Source organism: Halorussus halophilus (genome assembly GCF_008831545.1).
GTDB classification, from domain to species: Archaea; Halobacteriota; Halobacteria; order Halobacteriales; family Haladaptataceae; genus Halorussus; species Halorussus halophilus.
Map to the genome: position 1 here is coordinate 2,285,092 of NZ_CP044523.1, position 18,657 is coordinate 2,303,748.

The 18,657-nt window shown below is 61.9% G+C and carries 26 protein-coding genes and 1 tRNA gene; 16 read left to right on the forward strand and 11 right to left on the reverse strand.

All coding sequences use genetic code 11. The features are described 5' to 3' along the window. Positions 1 to 3: 3 nt before the first annotated feature. The 4 genes from F7R90_RS11345 (at position 4) to F7R90_RS11360 (ending at position 1,997) form a co-directional block, all read left to right on the forward strand. On the forward strand, positions 4 to 495 hold the full coding sequence (locus F7R90_RS11345; protein ID WP_158058906.1) for a ferritin-like domain-containing protein: 492 nt from the start codon (positions 4 to 6) through the stop codon (positions 493 to 495). Continuing rightward, positions 492 to 917 carry a metal-dependent transcriptional regulator gene (locus F7R90_RS11350; protein ID WP_158057548.1) on the forward strand — a complete coding sequence of 142 codons (426 nt, stop codon included), beginning with the start codon at positions 492 to 494 and terminating at the stop codon, positions 915 to 917. The genes F7R90_RS11345 and F7R90_RS11350 overlap by 4 nt, the downstream gene beginning before the upstream one ends. A gap of 113 nt (positions 918 to 1,030) precedes the next feature. After that, entirely contained in the window at positions 1,031 to 1,780 is a 750-nt protein-coding gene (locus F7R90_RS11355) for an HNH endonuclease (protein ID WP_158057549.1), read from the forward strand. Positions 1,781 to 1,893: 113 nt separating this feature from the next. Next, positions 1,894 to 1,997, forward strand: a tRNA-Gln gene (locus tag F7R90_RS11360). 276 nt (positions 1,998 to 2,273) lie between these two features. Here the strand turns inward: F7R90_RS11360 and F7R90_RS11365 are convergent. Then, the gene (locus F7R90_RS11365) at positions 2,274 to 2,651 is read right to left on the reverse strand and encodes a hypothetical protein (RefSeq protein ID WP_158057550.1); all 378 of its coding nucleotides are present in this window, start codon (positions 2,649 to 2,651) and stop codon (positions 2,274 to 2,276) included. Positions 2,652 to 2,961: 310 nt separating this feature from the next. On the opposite strand from F7R90_RS11365, the gene F7R90_RS11370 reads away from it, so the two are divergent. Continuing rightward, complete coding sequence (locus F7R90_RS11370) at positions 2,962 to 3,243, forward strand: hypothetical protein (protein WP_158057551.1); 282 nt, start codon at positions 2,962 to 2,964, stop codon at positions 3,241 to 3,243. Here the strand turns inward: F7R90_RS11370 and F7R90_RS11375 are convergent. After that, positions 3,236 to 4,018 (reverse strand): alanyl-tRNA editing protein, encoded by a 783-nt coding sequence (locus F7R90_RS11375; RefSeq protein WP_158057552.1) that lies wholly within the window; start codon positions 4,016 to 4,018, stop codon positions 3,236 to 3,238. The two genes, F7R90_RS11370 and F7R90_RS11375, sit on opposite strands and share 8 nt — an antisense overlap. A gap of 113 nt (positions 4,019 to 4,131) precedes the next feature. Between F7R90_RS11375 and F7R90_RS11380 the strand changes: the two genes are divergently transcribed. After that, positions 4,132 to 4,845 carry an HD domain-containing protein gene (locus F7R90_RS11380; protein ID WP_158057553.1) on the forward strand — a complete coding sequence of 238 codons (714 nt, stop codon included), beginning with the start codon at positions 4,132 to 4,134 and terminating at the stop codon, positions 4,843 to 4,845. A 24-nt stretch (positions 4,846 to 4,869) separates the two neighbouring features. On the opposite strand, the gene F7R90_RS11385 is transcribed toward F7R90_RS11380, so the two are convergent. Genes F7R90_RS11385 through F7R90_RS11395 form a run of 3 tightly spaced genes read right to left on the reverse strand, consistent with a single transcriptional unit; the run spans position 4,870 to position 6,961 of the window. After that, the gene (locus F7R90_RS11385) at positions 4,870 to 5,529 is read right to left on the reverse strand and encodes a LysE family translocator (RefSeq protein ID WP_192498288.1); all 660 of its coding nucleotides are present in this window, start codon (positions 5,527 to 5,529) and stop codon (positions 4,870 to 4,872) included. 44 nt (positions 5,530 to 5,573) lie between these two features. Next, a complete protein-coding gene (locus F7R90_RS11390; RefSeq protein ID WP_158057554.1) occupies positions 5,574 to 6,281 on the reverse strand; it encodes a TMEM165/GDT1 family protein in 708 nt (235 codons plus the stop codon). Beyond that, complete coding sequence (locus F7R90_RS11395; protein WP_158057555.1) at positions 6,278 to 6,961, reverse strand: metal-dependent transcriptional regulator; 684 nt, start codon at positions 6,959 to 6,961, stop codon at positions 6,278 to 6,280. The genes F7R90_RS11390 and F7R90_RS11395 overlap by 4 nt, the downstream gene beginning before the upstream one ends. A gap of 221 nt (positions 6,962 to 7,182) precedes the next feature. Here F7R90_RS11395 and F7R90_RS22190 point away from each other — a divergent pair, with 221 nt between their 5' ends. Both F7R90_RS22190 and F7R90_RS22725 read left to right on the forward strand, forming a co-directional pair. Beyond that, positions 7,183 to 7,344 (forward strand): hypothetical protein, encoded by a 162-nt coding sequence (locus F7R90_RS22190; protein WP_192498289.1) that lies wholly within the window; start codon positions 7,183 to 7,185, stop codon positions 7,342 to 7,344. A gap of 382 nt (positions 7,345 to 7,726) precedes the next feature. Next, positions 7,727 to 7,852 carry a hypothetical protein gene (locus F7R90_RS22725; RefSeq protein WP_267905096.1) on the forward strand — a complete coding sequence of 42 codons (126 nt, stop codon included), beginning with the start codon at positions 7,727 to 7,729 and terminating at the stop codon, positions 7,850 to 7,852. Here the strand turns inward: F7R90_RS22725 and F7R90_RS11400 are convergent, their stop codons facing one another. Further along, positions 7,853 to 9,046 carry a threonine synthase gene (locus tag F7R90_RS11400; RefSeq protein ID WP_158057556.1) on the reverse strand — a complete coding sequence of 398 codons (1,194 nt, stop codon included), beginning with the start codon at positions 9,044 to 9,046 and terminating at the stop codon, positions 7,853 to 7,855. Positions 9,047 to 9,190: 144 nt separating this feature from the next. Here F7R90_RS11400 and F7R90_RS11405 point away from each other — a divergent pair, with 144 nt between their 5' ends. Beyond that, positions 9,191 to 10,075, forward strand: coding sequence for a helix-turn-helix transcriptional regulator (locus F7R90_RS11405; RefSeq protein ID WP_158057557.1), 885 nt, complete (start codon positions 9,191 to 9,193; stop codon positions 10,073 to 10,075). A gap of 20 nt (positions 10,076 to 10,095) precedes the next feature. Here the strand turns inward: F7R90_RS11405 and F7R90_RS11410 are convergent, their stop codons facing one another. The 3 genes from F7R90_RS11410 to F7R90_RS11420 form a co-directional block, all read right to left on the reverse strand. Continuing rightward, complete coding sequence (locus F7R90_RS11410; protein WP_158057558.1) at positions 10,096 to 10,401, reverse strand: hypothetical protein; 306 nt, start codon at positions 10,399 to 10,401, stop codon at positions 10,096 to 10,098. Positions 10,402 to 10,407: 6 nt separating this feature from the next. Then, entirely contained in the window at positions 10,408 to 10,992 is a 585-nt protein-coding gene (locus tag F7R90_RS11415; protein WP_158057559.1) for a hypothetical protein, read from the reverse strand. A 79-nt stretch (positions 10,993 to 11,071) separates the two neighbouring features. Then, positions 11,072 to 11,848, reverse strand: a complete 777-nt coding sequence (locus F7R90_RS11420; RefSeq protein ID WP_158057560.1) for an enoyl-CoA hydratase/isomerase family protein — start codon at positions 11,846 to 11,848, stop codon at positions 11,072 to 11,074. Positions 11,849 to 11,926: 78 nt separating this feature from the next. Here F7R90_RS11420 and F7R90_RS11425 point away from each other — a divergent pair, with 78 nt between their 5' ends. Next, a complete protein-coding gene (locus F7R90_RS11425) occupies positions 11,927 to 12,427 on the forward strand; it encodes a DUF5797 family protein (protein WP_158057561.1) in 501 nt (166 codons plus the stop codon). Between the two features lie 13 nt (positions 12,428 to 12,440). On the opposite strand, the gene F7R90_RS11430 is transcribed toward F7R90_RS11425, so the two are convergent. Together F7R90_RS11430 and F7R90_RS11435 are read right to left on the reverse strand one after the other, a co-directional pair. Next, positions 12,441 to 13,505, reverse strand: coding sequence for a DUF5787 family protein (locus F7R90_RS11430; protein ID WP_158057562.1), 1,065 nt, complete (start codon positions 13,503 to 13,505; stop codon positions 12,441 to 12,443). A gap of 120 nt (positions 13,506 to 13,625) precedes the next feature. After that, on the reverse strand, positions 13,626 to 14,063 hold the full coding sequence (locus tag F7R90_RS11435) for a bis(5'-nucleosyl)-tetraphosphatase (RefSeq protein ID WP_158057563.1): 438 nt from the start codon (positions 14,061 to 14,063) through the stop codon (positions 13,626 to 13,628). 156 nt (positions 14,064 to 14,219) lie between these two features. Between F7R90_RS11435 and F7R90_RS11440 the strand changes: the two genes are divergently transcribed. The 6 genes from F7R90_RS11440 (at position 14,220) to F7R90_RS11465 (ending at position 18,655) form a co-directional block, all read left to right on the forward strand. Next, positions 14,220 to 14,546, forward strand: a complete 327-nt coding sequence (locus tag F7R90_RS11440) for a 30S ribosomal protein S10 (RefSeq protein WP_158058908.1) — start codon at positions 14,220 to 14,222, stop codon at positions 14,544 to 14,546. A gap of 519 nt (positions 14,547 to 15,065) precedes the next feature. After that, positions 15,066 to 16,349: an amidohydrolase gene (locus F7R90_RS11445; protein ID WP_158057564.1), complete on the forward strand. Its 1,284-nt coding sequence runs from the start codon at positions 15,066 to 15,068 to the stop codon at positions 16,347 to 16,349. A gap of 89 nt (positions 16,350 to 16,438) precedes the next feature. Continuing rightward, positions 16,439 to 17,068 (forward strand): plastocyanin/azurin family copper-binding protein, encoded by a 630-nt coding sequence (locus tag F7R90_RS11450; protein ID WP_158057565.1) that lies wholly within the window; start codon positions 16,439 to 16,441, stop codon positions 17,066 to 17,068. Between the two features lie 108 nt (positions 17,069 to 17,176). Further along, positions 17,177 to 17,473, forward strand: a complete 297-nt coding sequence (locus F7R90_RS11455) for a HalOD1 output domain-containing protein (RefSeq protein WP_192498290.1) — start codon at positions 17,177 to 17,179, stop codon at positions 17,471 to 17,473. A 206-nt stretch (positions 17,474 to 17,679) separates the two neighbouring features. Continuing rightward, the gene (locus F7R90_RS11460) at positions 17,680 to 17,973 is read left to right on the forward strand and encodes a DUF5789 family protein (protein ID WP_158057566.1); all 294 of its coding nucleotides are present in this window, start codon (positions 17,680 to 17,682) and stop codon (positions 17,971 to 17,973) included. 94 nt (positions 17,974 to 18,067) lie between these two features. Further along, positions 18,068 to 18,655, forward strand: coding sequence for a CPBP family intramembrane glutamic endopeptidase (locus tag F7R90_RS11465; RefSeq protein ID WP_158058910.1), 588 nt, complete (start codon positions 18,068 to 18,070; stop codon positions 18,653 to 18,655). Positions 18,656 to 18,657: the final 2 nt, after the last annotated feature.

The window sequence follows — 18,657 nt, forward strand, 5'->3', positions numbered from 1 at the left end:
GGGGTGAGCGTCGGCGACCGCGTCTCGAACGACCGCCAACTCGCGCGCCTTCTCCAAATCGGCGCGGTGTTAGAGGAGGTCGTCGAAGTCCGGGCGGCGCGGCATTACGAGACGCTATCGCCCGACGAGCGCGACGAGGCGATAGAGGAACTGCTCGCCGAGGCCCGCGAGGAGTCGGCCGACCACCGCAAGCGTTTGGAGACGCTCATCGAGCAGTTGGACGCCGACCCCGTCCCGCTCGAAGAAATTCAGACACTGGTGGAAGCGCGCTACTCCCAGACTGGCCCCGAAAGCTTCGACGGCGTCCTCTACGACCAACTCCACGGCGAGGAGACGGCGTACAAGTTCTACGACGACCTCATCGAAGCTATCGAGGCCAGCGACACGACGTTCGGTCTCGACCGCGAAGAGTTGCTGAGCACGCTGACCGAGATTCGAGACGAAGAGGCCGATGGCGTCGAAGAAGTGACTGCGGTGATGGAGACCCGAACATGAATACGGCAGACCAGTATCTCAAGGCAATATACCTCGTCCAGCGAATCGAGGACGGCCCTGCAGCGACCGGGACGTTGGCCGACCGACTCGGCGTGAGTCCGGCCAGCGTCAACGAGATGATAGGAAAGTTGCAGGACCGGGGTCTCGCCGACCACGAGAAGTACAAAGGCGTCACCCTGACCGACGACGGCGAAGAACGCGCCCGCGACGCGCTCCAAACCTACTGCATCATCGAACGCTTCCTCCGCAACGTCCTCGAAGTCGAAGACTTCCCGAGCGAAGCGAAGGCCTTAGAGAGCGTCATCGACGAGACGGTGGCCGAGAGACTGGACACCATCGTGGACCGCGAACCGCAGTGTCCGGACTGCTTCGACGCCGACGCGGACATGTGTGCGCGTCTCGTCGAGAGCGACGCGGATTGAGACGCAGGACGTTCGTTTTTGGCGACCTATTTCGAGTCAATTATTTGTCGTATTTTCAGTCCTGACCGTAGCAGAACGCAAGTTCAAATTCGATAGTCACTATAGTCTATTTTATGGACTGCCCGACTTGCGAAAAGTCGCTCACGACGGGACGAGGAATGCGCCAACATCATACCAAGGTTCACGGCGTCCCACTTCCGAATCGGACCTGTAAGGGCTGTGGAACGGATTTCTACGACCCGAAGGCCAGACTGGAGTACTGCGAGGACTGCAATCCGAACGGGGGCGAACACAACGGAAATTGGAGAGAAGCGAAGGAAACTGCGGAGTGTCGCATCTGCGCGTCCGCGTTCGAGTATTACCCCTCCGACAAAGAGGGGGTGTACTGCCCGGAGTGTGTCGGATCTTCTCCAGGACTACTTCCGGAGAATCCTGCAGAGAAGGACCGAGTCGCTGTCGAGTGTACTCACTGTGACTCCGAGTTGCAAGTTACGCCGTCTCGACTCTCTGGCCGTGACCGCGGGATCTTCTGTGGGCTGGACTGCTACGGAGACTGGCTCTCAGAGAACGTCGTCGGTGAGTCTCACCACCAGTGGGAAGGTGGCGAAATCGACTACGGACAGCAGTGGTGGCGAGTCAGACGCGAAGCGTTAGAACGAGACGACTACACCTGCCAGAACTGCGGAAAGTCGAAGTCGGAACTCGGTCGAAATCCGGACGTCCACCACATCGTTCGAGTTCGTGACTTCGACAAGCCTGAACAAGCGCACGTATTAGACAACGTCGTCTCGCTCTGTCGGAGTTGTCACCGAAATGTCGAAGCGGGCAATGAGTCTGTCTCCCAATCTCCCCCTAAAAAGTAACACTATTGTACGAGGGTCCGCTACGGTTTGGTACGTTCCAGCGGAGTCCCGTGGTGGTGAGTAATTCCAGTGGGATTACGAGCCTCACGGGACTTTGCGAGAGGAACGAGCAAAGTCCCGTGGTGTAGTGGCCAATCATAATGGCCTTTGGACGTAACCGGTGTATTGCGGTTACGGAAGCGAGCCATTGACGGCGGTTCGAATCCGCCCGGGACTATACCACACAAAATTTTTGCTGAAATAAACACTGTTGCTTCGATTCGGTGACTCTCGTATAGACTCGAATAACCGCGACTCACTACCGAAGTTCAGGAAAGCGGAGAGAGGAAGGCTGAGGCGTCGGTACCTTGGAGGACGACAGCGAACCCTGCACGTGGCGGCGTGTCGCCGCCATTGCAATGTAGTTAGCAGCCTAACAAATACTTTCTGGGAGCGTGCCCACTAGGCGGACTCGTCTGGAGGAAACGGAAGCGAGACCACCAACCGATTGGACTCACTCCCGGGGCTGCACTTGCTCGACTGCTTCTTCGATAGCACTGATGGTCGGCAGGTTCGCTTCCCGCTCCATCGAGATAATCGCCCCACTTCGGTCGTCGAACTGCGAGTGCAGTACGTAGGCATCCTCGAACACCCGGACGTTACAGCCGAACTCTCCGGCGTCGAAGATGGCCTCTTGTTCGATAACGTCTAACTTCTCTTCCATCACGTTGCGGACTATCGCCCTGTTGTTCGTGGTCGAATGCCGCTCCTGTAGGTCGTCACGGATTCGAATCTCGTAGATGTCTCCATCGTAGTACGTCACGATTCGCACGTCTTCGTCGAAGCGCTCCGTAAGGACCGCCCAGATGGCATCTGCCATTCCATCCAGCATGCCCACCGTGCAGTTGGTCTACGCACACCATAATAGTAACTAATACTAGGATTTATTCGAAGTTAACGTCCTATCTCGTTGGAAATTCCAGCTAGCGCCACAGAATCTTTAGCGACACCAACAGAGCGCGAACGACGAATACACTCGCTCCTTCCTCGGTCGTAAGCAGTCCCACGACGAGTTCAGGCATCCTTTGATTCCAACTAATCTCGTCTCAGGCAACCCATAACAAAACCCCGTGGGACCGTCTTTGCGTACGCATGTCCTTCAGTTCGCACCGCGCCGCCGACCACTCGGAGAACGGAGACCGATGGAACTGAGTTGGGTCCTCGCCTCGTCGTTCCTCGTCGTCGGCATCGGGTACGTGTTCGTGAAGAGAGCGCAGTACTCTCGGGTCGTCGTCTGGGCGCTACTCTGTTCGTCGTTGTTCGTCCTCTCGACGCGAGGGCTGTTCCGGTCGCGCGAACACACTCGTCCTGTCACCGACTCCGACACAGAGAGAACCCGGATAACCGAGCGTCCCCGACCCGACGAGCGACGGCCGTCGTTGCGGACGCGAGTCCTCCGCCGTCTCGCCGGACTGCTCACGTAAGTCGGAACTTCAGTCGCTCTTCGTCGCTCCCCTTCGTCTCTCGGCCGGTAATCTCGAAGGTACCGATTTCGTCGGTCGATTCGACGTGGGTGCCCGCGCAGGCAGTTCGGTCGAGTATTCCGTCTCCGTCGGGGGAGGCGATTTCCACGATTCGGATTTCGGTGATGCTGTCCGGGAGGAGGTGGATGCGCGTTCGCTCGGGGTCGAGTTCTGCCTCGGCCGTCTCGCGGTCCATCTCGTACCAACGAACCGGTAGCCCTGCCGCGACGTACTCGTTCATTCGGGCTTCGATGGCGTCGAACTCCTCGTCGGTGAAGCGGTCGTAGCCACAGTCGATGCGCGCCCGGTCTGCGTACAGTTGGTTGCCGGTCGTGTTGGCGTCGTACTCCTCCAACAGAATCGCCGAGAGGAGATGTTGCGCAGTGTGATACCGCATGTGGGCGTGTCGTCGGTCCCAATCGAGGTGGCCGACGACCCGCGTGCCTTCGGCGGGCGGGTTCGAATCTACGGTGGAATCGTCTACCGGTTCCAGCGTATGATAGATGGTGTCTTTCTTCTGCACGTCCACGACCTGCCACTCGTGGTCGTCTTCGTCGTCGCCGTCTCCCTCGCCGTCGTCACTTGCGACGGCGAGCGTTCCGGTGTCGTTCGGTTGTCCGCCACCCTCCGGGTAGAAGAAAGTTCGGTCCAACACCACTCGGTCGCCCGCGACTCGCTCGACAGTCGCTTCGAACTCACGAACGTCGGGAGAACCCAAGTACGGCGTCTCGGTCATACCCACTCGAAGGCATCGATACCACTTAATCCGCTCGTCGTAACTCTAAAGAGTCAATCATACGTTTATACGAGTAACAATGAGTAGCACAACTGGACAACTGGGGTGGTTCCGTGGGCGTTGAAATCAAGGAGTCGCCCGTCACGGACGCCGAATTCGAGGGGATGAAGGAGTTCGTCTACGAGTACCTCTCGGCTAGCGTCGAGAACGAAGACGGCGGCGGGCGGATGCGCTGGTATCCGTGGCACTCCGCAGAGTACCGATTCAATCACATTCTCAACGTCGTGGACCTCGCAGAGACGATTGCAGAGGCAGAGGGCGCAGACGAAGACATCGCGCGGGTCGCCGCGCTGTTCCACGACATCGCCAAGCTCGACGCCGACCAAGAGGTCCACGCCGAGGAGGGTGCGCGCATCGCGCGCAAGTACCTCGAAACGCACGGCGAGTTCCCCGAGTCGTTCGTCGAGGAGGTGTGCAAAGCCGTCGAGAACCACTCCTATCAGGGTAACCTCTCGAATCTTCCGCTGGAGACGCGCTGTCTCATCGAGGCCGACCTGCTCGACAAGGTCGGCGCGAACGGGACGGCACTGATGTTGCTCCGCATGGGCTACGAGGCGCGCACGCACATGGACGCCGCCGAGATGGTGGACCGCGTCCTCGAACGCGGCAAAGACGCTTCGAACCGCGTGCAGAGCGAGACCGCCCAGGACATCGCCCACCAGCGACTCAAGCGCGTCAAGTGGTTCCGCGAGTGGCTCGAAGGCGAGGTACCGGAGATGGACAGCGAACACACTGGGTCGCCGCGCGGGCAGAATCCGCGGCCCTGACTCGCGAGTAGCGATTTCACAATTTTAGCCGAGCGTCGTTACCGCCTGCGACAGAAATGTCAGTCCCGCTAGCGCCAGCACCGCCGCGCTAAGGACAGCGACGACTGGCGCGAACGCGTCCACACGTTTGCCTGCGGCGACGAGCGCGGCCGGAAACCCGGTTATCCAGAGCGCGATGCCTGCGAAGAAACCGACGACGATGACCGGACTACCGGTCGCCACGCTCAGTCCGCCGAGTGCGTCGAGCGAGACTGACCCCGGTTCGAGCAGGCCGACGCCCGCGGTCAGCCACCAGAGAATCTGGTAGGGGTTCGTCAGTGCGAGCGCGAACGCTTTTCGGAAACCCTTGCTCTCTTCGTCGTCGGCTGTTTGCTCCTCTTCTGCCGTGAACGCCTCGCTCGCGTCCGTCGCCGCACCGTAGGCGAAGTACAGCATCAACAGGCCACCGACGCCGAAGAGGACGCCACGAAGAACTGGAGCGTCTCTGACGACCGCGACGACGCCAATCAGCGCGAGGACGAAGAAGCAGGCGTCGGCTGTCATCGCGCCGAACCCGGCCCGGAGACCGGCGCCCCATCCGCGCAGGACGCTCTCCTCGGCGATGACGGCGTTCATCGGGCCGGGCGGTGCGGCCAGCGAGAGACCGAGCGCGACGCCTGCGAGCGCGGAGACCAACGGTTGCACGACTCGGCGTTAGAAAGCGGAGAGTAAAAGCGTGTCTTCACGCCTCAGACGAGTGCGCTACCGAGGTTCGCCATCGCCTGCACGGCCGTCTCCCAGACCGAAAAGTCGAACAGCAAGCGGAGGAAGAAGTCGCCAGCGAAGAAGGCGAACAGCGCCGCAGAGGCGACGTGGGCCTTCCGCATGTCCAACTTGTGCGAGAACGTGTGGAAGAAGTACGCGTTGGCGATGCTGACCGGGATGATGGCGAGCATCTCGCCAGCCCAGATGGCGGTGTGAGCACCGTACTGGGCGGCTAGGCCGATGGTGACGATTTGGGTCTTGTCGCCGAACTCGCCGAACGCCATCATGGCGAAGATAGGGGCGAACGCACCGTACTCACCGCTCTCGGAGAGGTCTCGGTTTTGGAAGCGACTCGGAAGCAGTCCCGACACGTCGATGCCACTCCCGTCGGTCTCGACCGACCCAGGGGTGTCTTTCTCCGGCATCGACCGGAGCAGTTGGACCGCGAACAGCAAGAACAACGACGCGGTCAGGGCGTCGAGGTAGATGCCCGGCAGGAGTCTCGTGAGTGCTTCGCCGACCCAGATTTCGACGGCAGTCCAGAGCGCGAACGCGGCACCGGCGGCACTAACGACTAACCACGGCTTGTACCGCGTCGAGAGCCCGGCGATGATGAACTGAACTTTCTCGCCGGGGAGCACCGCGAGTTGCGTCGCGAACGCCAGCGTGAGTACTTCTACCCACGTGGTCATGCATCGAGTTCCTCGGGGGCGGCCTCGGTTCCACGCACTCGAATCGACCGCGCGACGAGTTCGGGGAGACTCTGCTCGTCACCGCCGACTGCCACCGTGACCATTCCGAACGGAGCGACATCGACGATTTCGAGCTCAGTGCCGGGCGTGATGCCAGCGTCTGCGAGGTACTCTAACTCTTCCTCGTCGCGGTCGCTGACGCGCGCGACGACGACGCTGTCGCCCGGTTCGTGGTCTGCGAGCGCGGTCGTGTCGTCTTCTTTCGGCGGCGTGAGGTCCGCGCTCGGAATCGGGTCGCCGTGGGGGTCTACCTCGGGGTCGCCCAGTGCCTTGGCGACGCGGCGTTCGAACTCCTCGCTGATGTGGTGTTCTAACGTGTCGGCCTCCTCGTGGACCTCGCTCCACGAGTAGTCCAGATGCTCCGTGAGGTAGGATTCGAGCAGGCGATGGTGACGCAGGACTTCGAGTGCGACCGTCTCGCCTTCCTCGGTGAGTTCGACGCCCTTGTACTTCTCGCGCTCGACCAACCCCCGGTCTTCGAGCTTTTCGACCATGCTCGTCACGGTCGGTGGCGTCACGTCTAGATACTCCGCGATGGCGGAGGTAGCGACCGGACCGTCGTCCTCTTTCTGGAGGGTGTAGATAGCTTTGAGGTAGTCCTCCATCACGTCGCTAAACATAGTCTACGCGTTATTAGACGCGTCGAAAATTTATATTTGTCCCATCATCGTCCCGACCGTTTCGCAGCGAGTAGGTGTCGCGTGTCGGGTTTGCAGGGACCTCCGGCCGCCCGCTGGCGGCCGTTACAAGCGGTCTAATTCCGTTCAGCCGGACGCAACCGTCCGTTGCGGCCAGTATTAGACAGCCTATAACTAACCACTGTTACACTGTACCACGGTGTATGTCGAAAGCAGCAACGAATATCGGGTGCCCCCACTGCGAGGCCTCGACCGTCGAACTCACCGCTAACACGAGCGGGGATTTCAGCGACTCTAGCCGTCTGAAAGGGACGGCGTACAACTGCGGTAACTGCGGCGACGAGTTCGAAGTATACTTCTACTGACTCGACTTCGTCCGGGAGTCAGTGGCGCTTAGTTCTCCGAGTGACGACTTCGTCCGGGAGTCAGTGGCGCTCAGTTCTCCGAGTGACGACTTCGTCGAACCTCCGTAGTTCGATTCGACGACCAACCGAAACCGCCCGTACCATCGACTACGCCGCGAGTTATCCATCACGTAGTGGGACGTTCACCCGGGAATCGTGACGGGTTCTCTCGTCGGTGAACGCTCGTCCAATCACGCCACTATTCACTGGCGGATTTGGGCATATTTCCGTTCGACTGCGTATTTCCCAACAGTTCCGCACCGTTTTTCTCCGGTTTATGGTGCCTAACGGCCGACTAGCCCGTCAATAGTAATAGTCACTCCACTCGTAGAAAGAACCGGATATGTCACAGTCCGAGACCACCGGACAGATTTCCGCCCACTTCCACGACGGGAGCCTCGAACTGCGCTCGAAGGAGTCGCCCGACGCGTGGATAATCGCGGACAATCCGTCGGACGTCGAACAGTAGTTAGATCCCCTTGCCCATGAGGTGACTGCGAAGCACGTCGTCGTCCTTGTTGCCCGCGCCAGTGTTGAGCAGGACGATGGTGTCGTCTTCGCCGAACTCGCCCTCCTGAGCGAGGTCCCACGCGCCGCTGGCGGCCGCCGCGCAGGTCGCGCCCATCTCCAAGCCCTCGTGCTGGGCGACGGTGACCGCACTGTCTAAGATAGCCTCGTCGCTGGTTGCGACAGCACCGCCGTCGCTCTCGCGCAGGGCTTCGAGAATCAAGGGACTCGCGCCGGGGTCCGGAATCTCGATGCCACCGCAGATGGTGTCGGGGGTTTCCCACGTCTCGTGGACCGCCTTTCCTTCTTCGAACGCCTCGACGATTGGTGCACAGCCTTCGGCTTGGGCGGCGTACATCGACGGAATTTCGTCGGTGAGACCGAGGTCCCTGAGTTCTTTTGCGGCCTTGTGCATGCCGACGAGACCGACGCCGCCTCCCGTGGGGTAGACCACGGCGTCGGGAACCTCCCAGTCGTTCTGCTCGACGATTTCGTAGAGCATCGTCTTCTTGCCCTCGTGGCGGTACGGCGTGACGAACGTCTTCACGGAGTACCAGTCGTCGTTGTCTGCCATCGCGTCTTCGTAGGCGGCCCCGGCGTCGCCGATGCGACCTTCCACGATTTTCATGTCGCCGCCGTGGACGTTGACCATCGCCTTGTTCGTGAACCCTGCGCGCGAGGGGAGGAAGACGTGCGAGTCGAGTCCGGCGCGAGCGGCGTAGGCCGCGGCGGCCTGTCCCGCGTTGCCCGCCGAGTTGAGCGCCACGTCGGTCGCGCCGTGCTGGGCCGCCGCCGTGATGGCGGCCGTCTGGCCACGGTCCTTGAACGTCCCAGTCGGGTTCCGGCCCTCGTCTTTGAGGAGGACGCGGCCGACGCCCAATTCGTCGGCGAGTTTCGGACACTCCACCAGTTGGGTCGCCCCCTCGTCCATCGAGACGGCCGACTCGCGGGTGAACGGCAACAACTCCTCGTAACGCCACATCGAGTCGAATCGCCGCGATTCGAGGTCCTCGCGGGTGAGGTCGATGGCGTCGTAGTCGTACGTCGGGTCCAGTATGCCCCCACACTCCGGGCAACGATGAGTCGCTTCCTCGGCGTCGAACTGCTCGCCACAGTCCACGCACCGGAGGCCGTCGAACGCGTCGGTAGTCTCCATGTGCGGCAGTTACGACCGGAGCGACTAATCCCCTGCTGTTCCGGACTGCTGGTTCGCCCTGTCGTCCCGGGCTATTGGTTCGCCCTGCTGTCCGAGACCGCTGGTTCGGGACGTTTATTATCCCCACCGCAGTTGACAGGACTGATGAACGACGAATCGAACGCCGCGGCCGCGTTCGGTCTGGTAGCCGACGAGACGCGCCTCTCCATCCTCTGGGCTCTCGGGAGCGCGCCCTACGAGGAGTACGGCAGTTCGTTGCGCTTTTCGGAACTCCGCGAACGCGCCGAGGTCCGCGACAGCGGGAAGTTCAACTACCACCTCCAACAGTTGGTCGGGCCGTTCGTCCGCGAACGCGACGATGGCTATAGCTTGAACTACGCGGGCGAACTGCTGTACCGAACCGTGGTCGCTGGTTTCTTCACCGACGAGGTGGACTTGGAGGGCTTAGAGTCGGACAGTCGCTGTTTGAACTGTGACACGCCGCTCACTGCACGCTACGAAGACAACCGCCTCCGGGTCGCGTGTTCGGACTGCGGCCGCGAGTATCAAGACGTTCCGTTCCCGCCGAGTGCGGTCGAGACGTGGGACGACGATGAGTTGTTGGAGGCCTTCGACCAGTGGGGTCGCCACAACATCCTGCTGTTCAACCGCGGCATCTGCAAGTGGTGTGGCGGGCCGATGCCGGGGGAGTTCGACCGAGTCTCAGATTCCCATCTGACTGGCGAACGCGAGTCGGCGGTCTACGTCGCACGCACATGCGAGAACTGTCACGGATTCATGTTCACGACACCGGGTGAGAGCGTCTTGAACCATCCCGCAGTCGTCTCGTTCTTCTACGAGCGCGGCATCGACGTGACGACGCGACCGCTCTGGGAACTGGATTTCGTCGCTGACGGCGTCCGCGAGGTCCACTCGGAGGACCCGTGGGAGGTCGAAGTCGCCGTCGCTCACGAGGGCGACGAACTGCGATTCGTGCTGGACGAGGACATCGAAGTCGTCGAGACGGAACTGCGAGAGGGCGTCGAGTAACCGAAGGCGAAGAAACGCACTCAGACGGCGACTTTGAACAGTATCGCCCCGACGAACGCGACGACGAACGTGAATTGGAGCACGCGCCAGAGCGGCATTCCGAACCAGAACAGCACGGCGAGCGCGGCGACGAGGACGCCGAAGAAACCGACTGCGACTGCGCGGTTCACTCTTCGGAAGAATCGGGCACGTGCTATCTCCCCGGGGTCGAGCGGCGGTTCTGCGTCGAGTCCCGCTTCGAAGACGTGCCAGTTCCGGTCGAGAATCGCCCGCGGTATCGAGTAGACGCCCTGCGAGGCGATTCGTTTCTCGACGCCCGGCGTCATCGACAGTCAGAGTAGCGCGTCGTCACCGGTGTTCACGCGGTGGACGCTCGACACCATTCGGAGGTCCAGCTCGCGCCACTGCCCGTATCGGTAAGTTCTGAGCGTCAGCGACTCGGCGTCGAGTTCGCCCTTCGAACTCAGTGCGCCCGCGAGTGCGTTGCACGCTGCGGCGACGAACAGTAGCTCGAACCAGTACGAGAAAGCCTCGGACTGCGGCAGTCGGAGTCCGTGCTGGTCGAGCGCGAGCAGGCCGACGCCGAGGAGAAGCGTGATGGCGACGAGTATCGAGGGCCGATACACCGACAGCCAGTCGCGCAGCAGCCACCACCGCTCATGTGATTCGTCTCGAATCGCCCGCCGGAACCAGAGCCAGAACGACGCCCAGCGAGCGAGCGCGAGGACTAACACTGCACCGACTGCCAGCACCCACCGATTCCCTGCGAGCAGGTCAGGGAGGACCAACTGCCCGCCAGCGACGACCCAGAACAAGAGCAGTCCGCCGAGGGACCCCTCGGCCAGATAGAGACAGACGCGAATCAGTCGAGACTCTGCGGGGCCGAGTGTCCACGCGTCCTCGCTTTCGGTGGCCATCTCTGTCGCTCGCTACATAAGTCGGGAAACGCGGGCAAAGGTATGACTCACTTACGTCGCTCCTCGAATGCGTCGGCCGCTACTCGAACTCCGGTTCGCGGTCTTCGAGGAACGCCTCCATCCCCTCGCGCTGGTCGTGCGTGCCGAACATGCCGCTCCAGAGGCGTCGCTCGTAGCGCAGGCCCGCTTGTTGAGTCGTCTCGTGGGACTGATTGAGTGCTTCTTTCGCCGCCGCCATCGCGTAGTGGGGCTTGGCCGCGAGGTCCGCCGCGAGTTGCGAGACGTGGTCGTCCAGTTGGTCGCCCGCGACGATTTCACCGACCAGACCGTGTTCGTGGGCGTCTTGGGCGTCGATGCGCTCGCCGAAGAAGATGAGTCGGCGCGCGACTTCGTCGCCGACGAGTCGCGGGAGTCGCTGGGTGCCGCCCCAACCGGGGATGATGCCGAGGTCGATTTCGGTCTGGCCGATGATGGCCGACTCGCTGGCGACTCGCAGGTCGCAGGCGAGCGCGAGTTCACAGCCGCCGCCGAACGCGTAGCCGTTGATGGCCGCGATGACTGGCGCGGGGAACGTCTCGATTTTGTCGGCGACGCGGTGGCCCAACTCGGCATAGGCTTGGGCTTCGGGCGTCGAGAGGTCCTGCATGTAGCTGATGTCTGCGCCCGCGACGAAGGCGTCGTCGCCCGCACCTGTGAGAACAACTGCGCGTGCCTCGTCGTTCTCCGCCTGTTTGAGTGCTTCCTCGATAGCTTCCAAGGTATCGACGTTCAGCGCGTTCAGTCGGTCCGGACGGTCTACGGTGAGCGTGGCGACGCCTCCCTCCTGTTCGAGCGTGATGGTCTCCCAGTCGGACATACCACCGAGGACAACGGCGCGCGGAATAATCCTTCCCTTCCGGAAAGCCGAAATATCACCCCGCCGTAGCGTCGGCCAATGACTCTCTCTGAGGAAGCCAAAGAGCGGTTGGCGGATTTGGTGGAGCTACAGCCCACGAAGAACGCCGAACTACAGGAGCGATGGGACCTCGAAAGCGGGAGCGAGGTCCACCAGTACCTCGAAAACAACCTCAAGGACTACTACTACCGCGACGACAACAGCCTCATCCGCGCGACGAGCGAGGCGGCCGAGCTAGTGGACGTGGAACCGGGCGTCGAAGCCGACGAAGAGGGTTCGGTTCCCGACGTGATTCGCGTGCCGGAACTCCAGAAGCAGGTGTTCGAAGTCGTCGCCGGACCGGACGACGAGTCAGAGAGCGTCGTCTCGGTGCTGAACAAGGTGCGCGACCGATTCGACGTGAATCCCGAAGCAGAGGACGTTCGGAGCGCGCTCCAGAGTCTGCGTCGGAAAGGCGTCGTGGAAGTCGTCTACCGGACGGTACCGACGTTCAAACTGACCGTCGAGCGCGACGAGATTACCGTCGAAGTCGCGGACTGAGACAACTCACCGATTACTCCGACCGCTCGCGTTCTCTCCGCTCCTGCAACAACCGCTGAATCCCTTTTCCGGGGCCGCCCTCGATAGGCCATCCGTTCGTCCGCCACTGCGGCGGTTCCGGCGCGAATTCCGAACAGGACCCCGAACACTGCCGGTCGGTCTGGTGCCTGCCTTTCGCTGGACACCACGGTAGAAGCGCACGCCCGACTCGCTTCAGTTCGAAGTGCCGACAGTCCGGGCGCATCGTGTCGTGGTAGGAGCGCCACCCTTTCTCGAAAGCCCGCTCGGCGATTGCGAGGCGCTTGTCGGCCTTCCAGTCGGGGTCGGCGTACTCGAAGCGCGCCGCCGAAGCGTCGTACTTTCCGCCGCTCGGGCGTTCAAGGATGCGTGTGCCGGGGTCCTCGGCCGAGAGGCTTCGGGGGAACCACTCGACCGTCGCGGAGAGGTCGCGGGCGTTCGTGTTGGTTGCGGCTCCTGTCTGGACGGATAGAATCCCCGCTTCGACCGGCAGTCGTTCGAGGAGCGCGGGTTCGACGCGCTCGCCCGTCGCACGCGTGGCGACCCACACCTCGTCGGCGAGTCCCATCGCCACGTCGTACTCGATTTGATTGCCGAGCGCGCGCGCCGCGCTGGCGTCTAGGTCTGGCTTGTTCTCGATAGCGACGATTCGGTCCACCCAGTCGGGGTACTCCCACTTGCGGCGAATCTGGAGTCGATTGCCGTCCTTGCGCACGTCCAAAATTCCTCGGTCGGCGGCCTGATGAATCGTCTCGCGGACGTACCGCCACGGATAGCCGGGATACGGGAGCGCGTCCTGATACCACGCCCACGCTTCGGGTGCGTGCTGGACGACGTGCAGGAGGTCCGAGTCGAGGCGTTGCTCGCCGAAGTTGCGCCGCTGGCGAAGGCCCTCGGGGTCCGCTTCGAGGACGATGGTGTCCCAACGGCGGCGTTTCGTCCCGAGTTGCCGGGCAACGAGAACTGCGTTCGTGGGAGATTCGTCTTCCGGCGGCCAGTGGAGTTCCGCCCACCGGCACGTCTGCAACTCGAAGACGAATTCGGAGTCTCCCTCGTTCACGGTCGGCGTTCGAAGTGCGTCAGGGTAAATGGTTCGGACGCCCGACTACGGACCTTGAACGTAGCCGCACTGCTACACAGTCGCTACCCCCGTCGGAAAACGGTGTTCCGAACGACCTCTTCAGAGGTCGCCGTTCTCTTTCTTCTCGTTCAGGAACTCGTGGGCGTCTTCGAGTATCTCGCGCGGGCCGTCCTGCGTGATGGTGTTTATCGCCTGGTCGTAGTCGCGCCACTGGTGGTCACGGTGTTCGTGGGACAGCTCGGCACTAGCCTCGTAGGACTTGGCGATGAACAGGTGGACCGTCTTGTGAATCGTGTTGCCGTTGGCTTCGAAGACGTAATCGTAGTCGTCTCTGAAGCCGTCGAGGAGGCGGAAATCTTCGATTCCGGCCTCTTCTTTGACTTCACGAATCGCTGTTTGCTGTAGCTCTTCCTCGCCCTCCACCCCGCCTTTGGGGAACTCCCAGTCCCCCGGTCGGCTCTTGAGGAGGAGGTATTCTCGACGACCACGGGTGTCCCGAAAGAGGATCGCACCCGCGCTCGTTGCATTGACCGTCATTTACTGGAGTATAAACGGGGGTACGTTAAGAGAATGTCGGACAACTGCCGTCGTCTGAGAGATTTCGACCTGCCGCCCGAAGCGGCCGACCCCGACCGAAGAGCAGTCGATTTACATACCTCCACAGAAAAGCAGTACGACACCCAGTTCCCAGCCATGACCTTCGTCACTAGAATCCGACTCCAGAGCGGGAATCGGCCCGCGCTGGAACGCGTGGTAGAACAGATTCGCTCGACAGCAGAACGAAAGGGCGCAGAACTTCGCGGCCCGCACTCCGAACCGGCCGAACGCTTGGACGTGCCACTGCACAAGACGACTTCCGGCGACAACTCCAGGACGTTCCGCTCGTGGGACTATCAGGTGTTCACCCGGCAACTGGAAATCGTCGGCCACAACGACGTCGCGCGCCGCGCCACGGAAATCGACTTCCCGAGCGGCGTCCACGTCGAAGTCGAGTTGGAACAGGTCGAACAGATGGCCTAGCGACGGGTCGTTTCTCTTCACGTTCTGCAATTTCGCGTCCGAATGAAGTGTCGAGAAGTATCGCTGTAGTCGAAGTTTGAGGAGGGACGGTGAACAGTGCGACCACGAACAGCACTATCGCCGAAACCGATGAGACCGCACAGCACCGCGAGGGCCACGTCCTCGCCAGCCGATTCCTTCGTTCGCTTCGCTCACTCAGTCATCCCTCGAGCGAACATGTCGCGGCATGAAGCACCGTCGGACAAACCGCGTCCGCCGAGCCTGCACTCGCTTCGCTCGCGCAGACAGCGACCGCACGCGCTGGTTGTTTGGGTAGTTTCGGTAGTTTCTCTCGATTTCAGTTGCAGTCGGCGCGGTGCTGTGCGGTCTTCTCGGTATCGAGAGTAGCTAGCCACAACCTATTCGCAACTCTATTTAATTGTGAAATTGCCATCGTCCTCCGAACGTAAACACGACCATTCCCGGCAATTCCACCCAGACTCTCAAGCACTTATCACCCCCCACAACCACAGGACAGTCATGAGCCAACAGGCGACACGCGACCACCTCGTAGACTTGCGGCGCGACCTCCACAAACACCCCGAACCCGCGTGGCGGGAGTTCTACACGACCGCCCGAATCGTCGAAGAACTAGAGCGAATCGGCGTGGACGAACTCTACGTCGGTCCGGACGCCATCAACACCGACGAGCGAATGGCCGTGCCGGACGACGAGGAACTCGACAGCTGGTTCCAGCAGGCGAAAGACGCTGGTGCGAACCCCGAAACCCTCGACCAACTCGAAGGCGGCTACACGGGCGCAGTCGCAGTCATCGAGCAGGGTGCAGGCCCGACCGTCGGCCTCCGTGTGGACATCGACGGCCTGCTCCGTGACGAATCGACCGACGAGGACCACGCCCCCGTCGAAGAGGGCTTCCGCTCGGAACACGACGGCGCGATGCACGCTTGCGGGCACGACGCCCACGCGACCATCGGCATCGGCACCATCGAGAAAATCAAGGAGAGCGACTTCGAGGGCACGCTGAAGGTGTTCTTCCAACCCGGCGAGGAGATGATAGCCGGGGGCAAGTCGATGGCCGAGAGCGACCACATCGAAGACGTAGACTACCTGCTCGCTGCGCACATCGGTCTCGACCACCCCACGGGTGAAGTCGTTGCGGGGCTGGACGGTTTCCTCGCGGTGAGCCACTTCCTCGCGGAGTTCGAGGGCGTCCCCGCCCACGCTGGCGGCCGACCGAACGAGGGCGAGAACGCGATACAGGCGATGGCCGCCGCGGTGCAGAACCTGTACTCGATTCCGCGTCACGAGGACGGAGCCACGCGCGTCAACGCCGGAAAAGTCGGCGGCGGCACCGCGACGAACATCATCCCCGAACAGGCCCACGTCGAGGGTGAAGTCCGTGGCGAGACGACCGAACTGAAAGACTACATGAAGGAGCGTGCAGACCGCGTTCTGCAAGGGGCGGCCGACATGCACGGCTGTGAGGTCACGACGACGACCAACGGCGAGGCACCCAGTGCCGAGAGTGACCAGGGTCTCGTGGATATCGTGGGAACCATCGCGGGCGACACCGACGGCGTCGAGAACGTCGTCGAGCGTGACGAACTCGGCGGGAGCGAGGACGCCACCTATCTGATGCAGGCCGTCCAGAAACAGGGCGGCCTCGCGGCGTACATCGGCGTCGGGACGGACCACCCCGGTGGCCACCACACCGCGACGTTCGACGTAGACGAAGCGTCGCTGCCAATCGGCATCGACGTACTCGCAGGTAGCATCGAGCACATCGCAGAGTCGCGGCCGTAGAACGTCGCTCCCGAGGACGACGCGAGCGCCTCGGTCAGAGGCACTGTTCGGTGCGAACCTTTTTTCGCTCGGCGTCGTAGCCCGTGAGGATGGTGGGGGAACAACAAGCGGAAGGTTCGCGCCGAGAGACGACCATTCGGTCCGACTCCCTTTCGCGCCGCGAATTTCTACGAACAGCGGGCGGTGCGACCGGTGCGGCGACGGCCGCCGCCGCGGGAGCGGAAACTGCCACGGCCCAGCAACAGACGACCATCGACATGACCGACAGCCTCGTGTTCGACCCCGACGAGACGACGGTGACACCGGGGACGACGGTGACGTGGGAGAACGTCGGGAGCGTCGGCCACTCCGTGACTGCTTACGAGGACGAGATACCGGACGGCGCGGAGTACTTCGCCAGCGGCGGATTCGACTCCGAGCAGGCGGCCCGAAACGCGTATCCCGACCCCGGCGAAATCGGTGGCGGCGAGACGTACCAGCACACTTTCGACGTGGAGGGGACCTACGGTTACTTCTGCATTCCGCACGAAAGTGCAGGGATGGTCGCGGAACTCACCGTTTCCGCAGACGCGGGCGGTGACGGCGGCGACGGTGAGATGCTTCCGACCCTCCCGAACAGCGCGCTCGTCATCGGAATCGCTACGACCGTTGCGATGGGATTCATCGTCGCTCTCGCGTACTTCTTGCTGAAGTACGGCGGCGACTACGAACTCGAATGAGCCACACTCGTGTTAGAACACTAACTGCTTCAATGGAGTTACGATGATTTTTTATATGTGGCTGGAGCAAACTTGAGTACTCCGACTGCACATGGAGGCACATTACAGATGAGTGAGAACCTGAGCGAGATGCACGGGAGTACCGTCAACGACACCGATTTCCAATTGGGCGAGCGACGTGAACCGCTCAGTGCCGTCGTCGTCGAGGCGGTCGCAGAGGCCGCAGACGTGGACCCTGCTGAACTCGGCACTCCTCTCTACGAGCAGATAGACCCTGACGCGCTGGACAACCTCTTCAGCGACAGGCACAACGGCATGCCACGCGGCAGCGGCCACGTGACCTTCGAACTGCTGGAGTTCGAAGTGACTGTCTACAGCGACGGGCACGTCGTCGTCCGCGAGTAACGGGCGAGCCACGAGTGTCGGGAGTCGCGACTCGACACTGAGGTGTGCCGTGAGAAGCCCAACCGACGACGCGAGCGGTCCCGGTACGCGGTAGTACGGTTCGACGCTGTTTCTGCCTTCGACGCTGCACTCGATTTCGATTTTTGGCGACGTTCTGGAAAGGTTGGTTCGAAAAGTCTAATCGGGAGGCCTTCGAACCTGCGCGTATGGCTGACGACAACGAAGAAGAAGCGGACGAACCTGCGGTCGAACTCGGTGAGGGCGAATCCGTCGAGGGTGCGCCGCTCGCGCGCGTCGCTTCGCGACTCCACTGGCCGATTCAGAAGAGCGAAATCGAGCGGAAAGAGGGCGACGCGACCGTCCGAACGCCCGACGGCCCGCGCGAACTCTCCGACGTACTCGGCGACGTAGACGAGACGTACTTCGAGAGTCGCCAAGAGTTCCAGCGACTCGTCCGCGACGCCGTCGGAACCGGACCGATTCCGACCGCAGACGAGTAACGTGTCCGTCGTTCAGTCTGTCCGGCGGGAACTCACCGATATCGGGTGGGTCCCGCGCGCGCTGGTCGCGGGTGCCGTCTTGACACTCGTGTGGATGTCGTGGGACGTCCGCGGACTGAACGAACGACTCGTGCGCGACACGCTAGTCTACATTCTCGCACCGCTCGCGCTGGCGGTCCGACACGGCCGCCACTTGGGATTCAGGGTGGACCGAACGGCACTGCGAAACACGCTGTTGCTCTCGCTGTTCGTCGTCCCCTTCTACGTCGTCGGGTCGTCGCTCCCGACGATTCGACACTACTACCCGATGTGGGAGACGGGCGCGGCGCTCAACGAGTTCCTGCCCCACGCGCTGAAGCAGTTTATCGTCGCGCTCGCCGCAGAGACGTACTACCGGGGACTGCTCTGTGTCGGCGTGCGGGAAATCGGGTTCAAGAGCGTCTTCATCAGCCCGTTCCTCTACGCCATCCACCACCTCTACAAGCCGCCCATCGAACTCATGTTGTCGGCTCCCACGGACGTGCTGTTCGGCGCGGTGGATTACAAGAGTCAGTCGATACTTCCCTCCGTGGTCGCCCACGGCATCGGTCTGGGCGTCCTCGACTGGCTCGTCTTGCACGAACCGCTCATACCTACGGAGCAAGTAGTTCGGTGGCTGTCGTGGCTTCCAGTGCCACTGTAGCG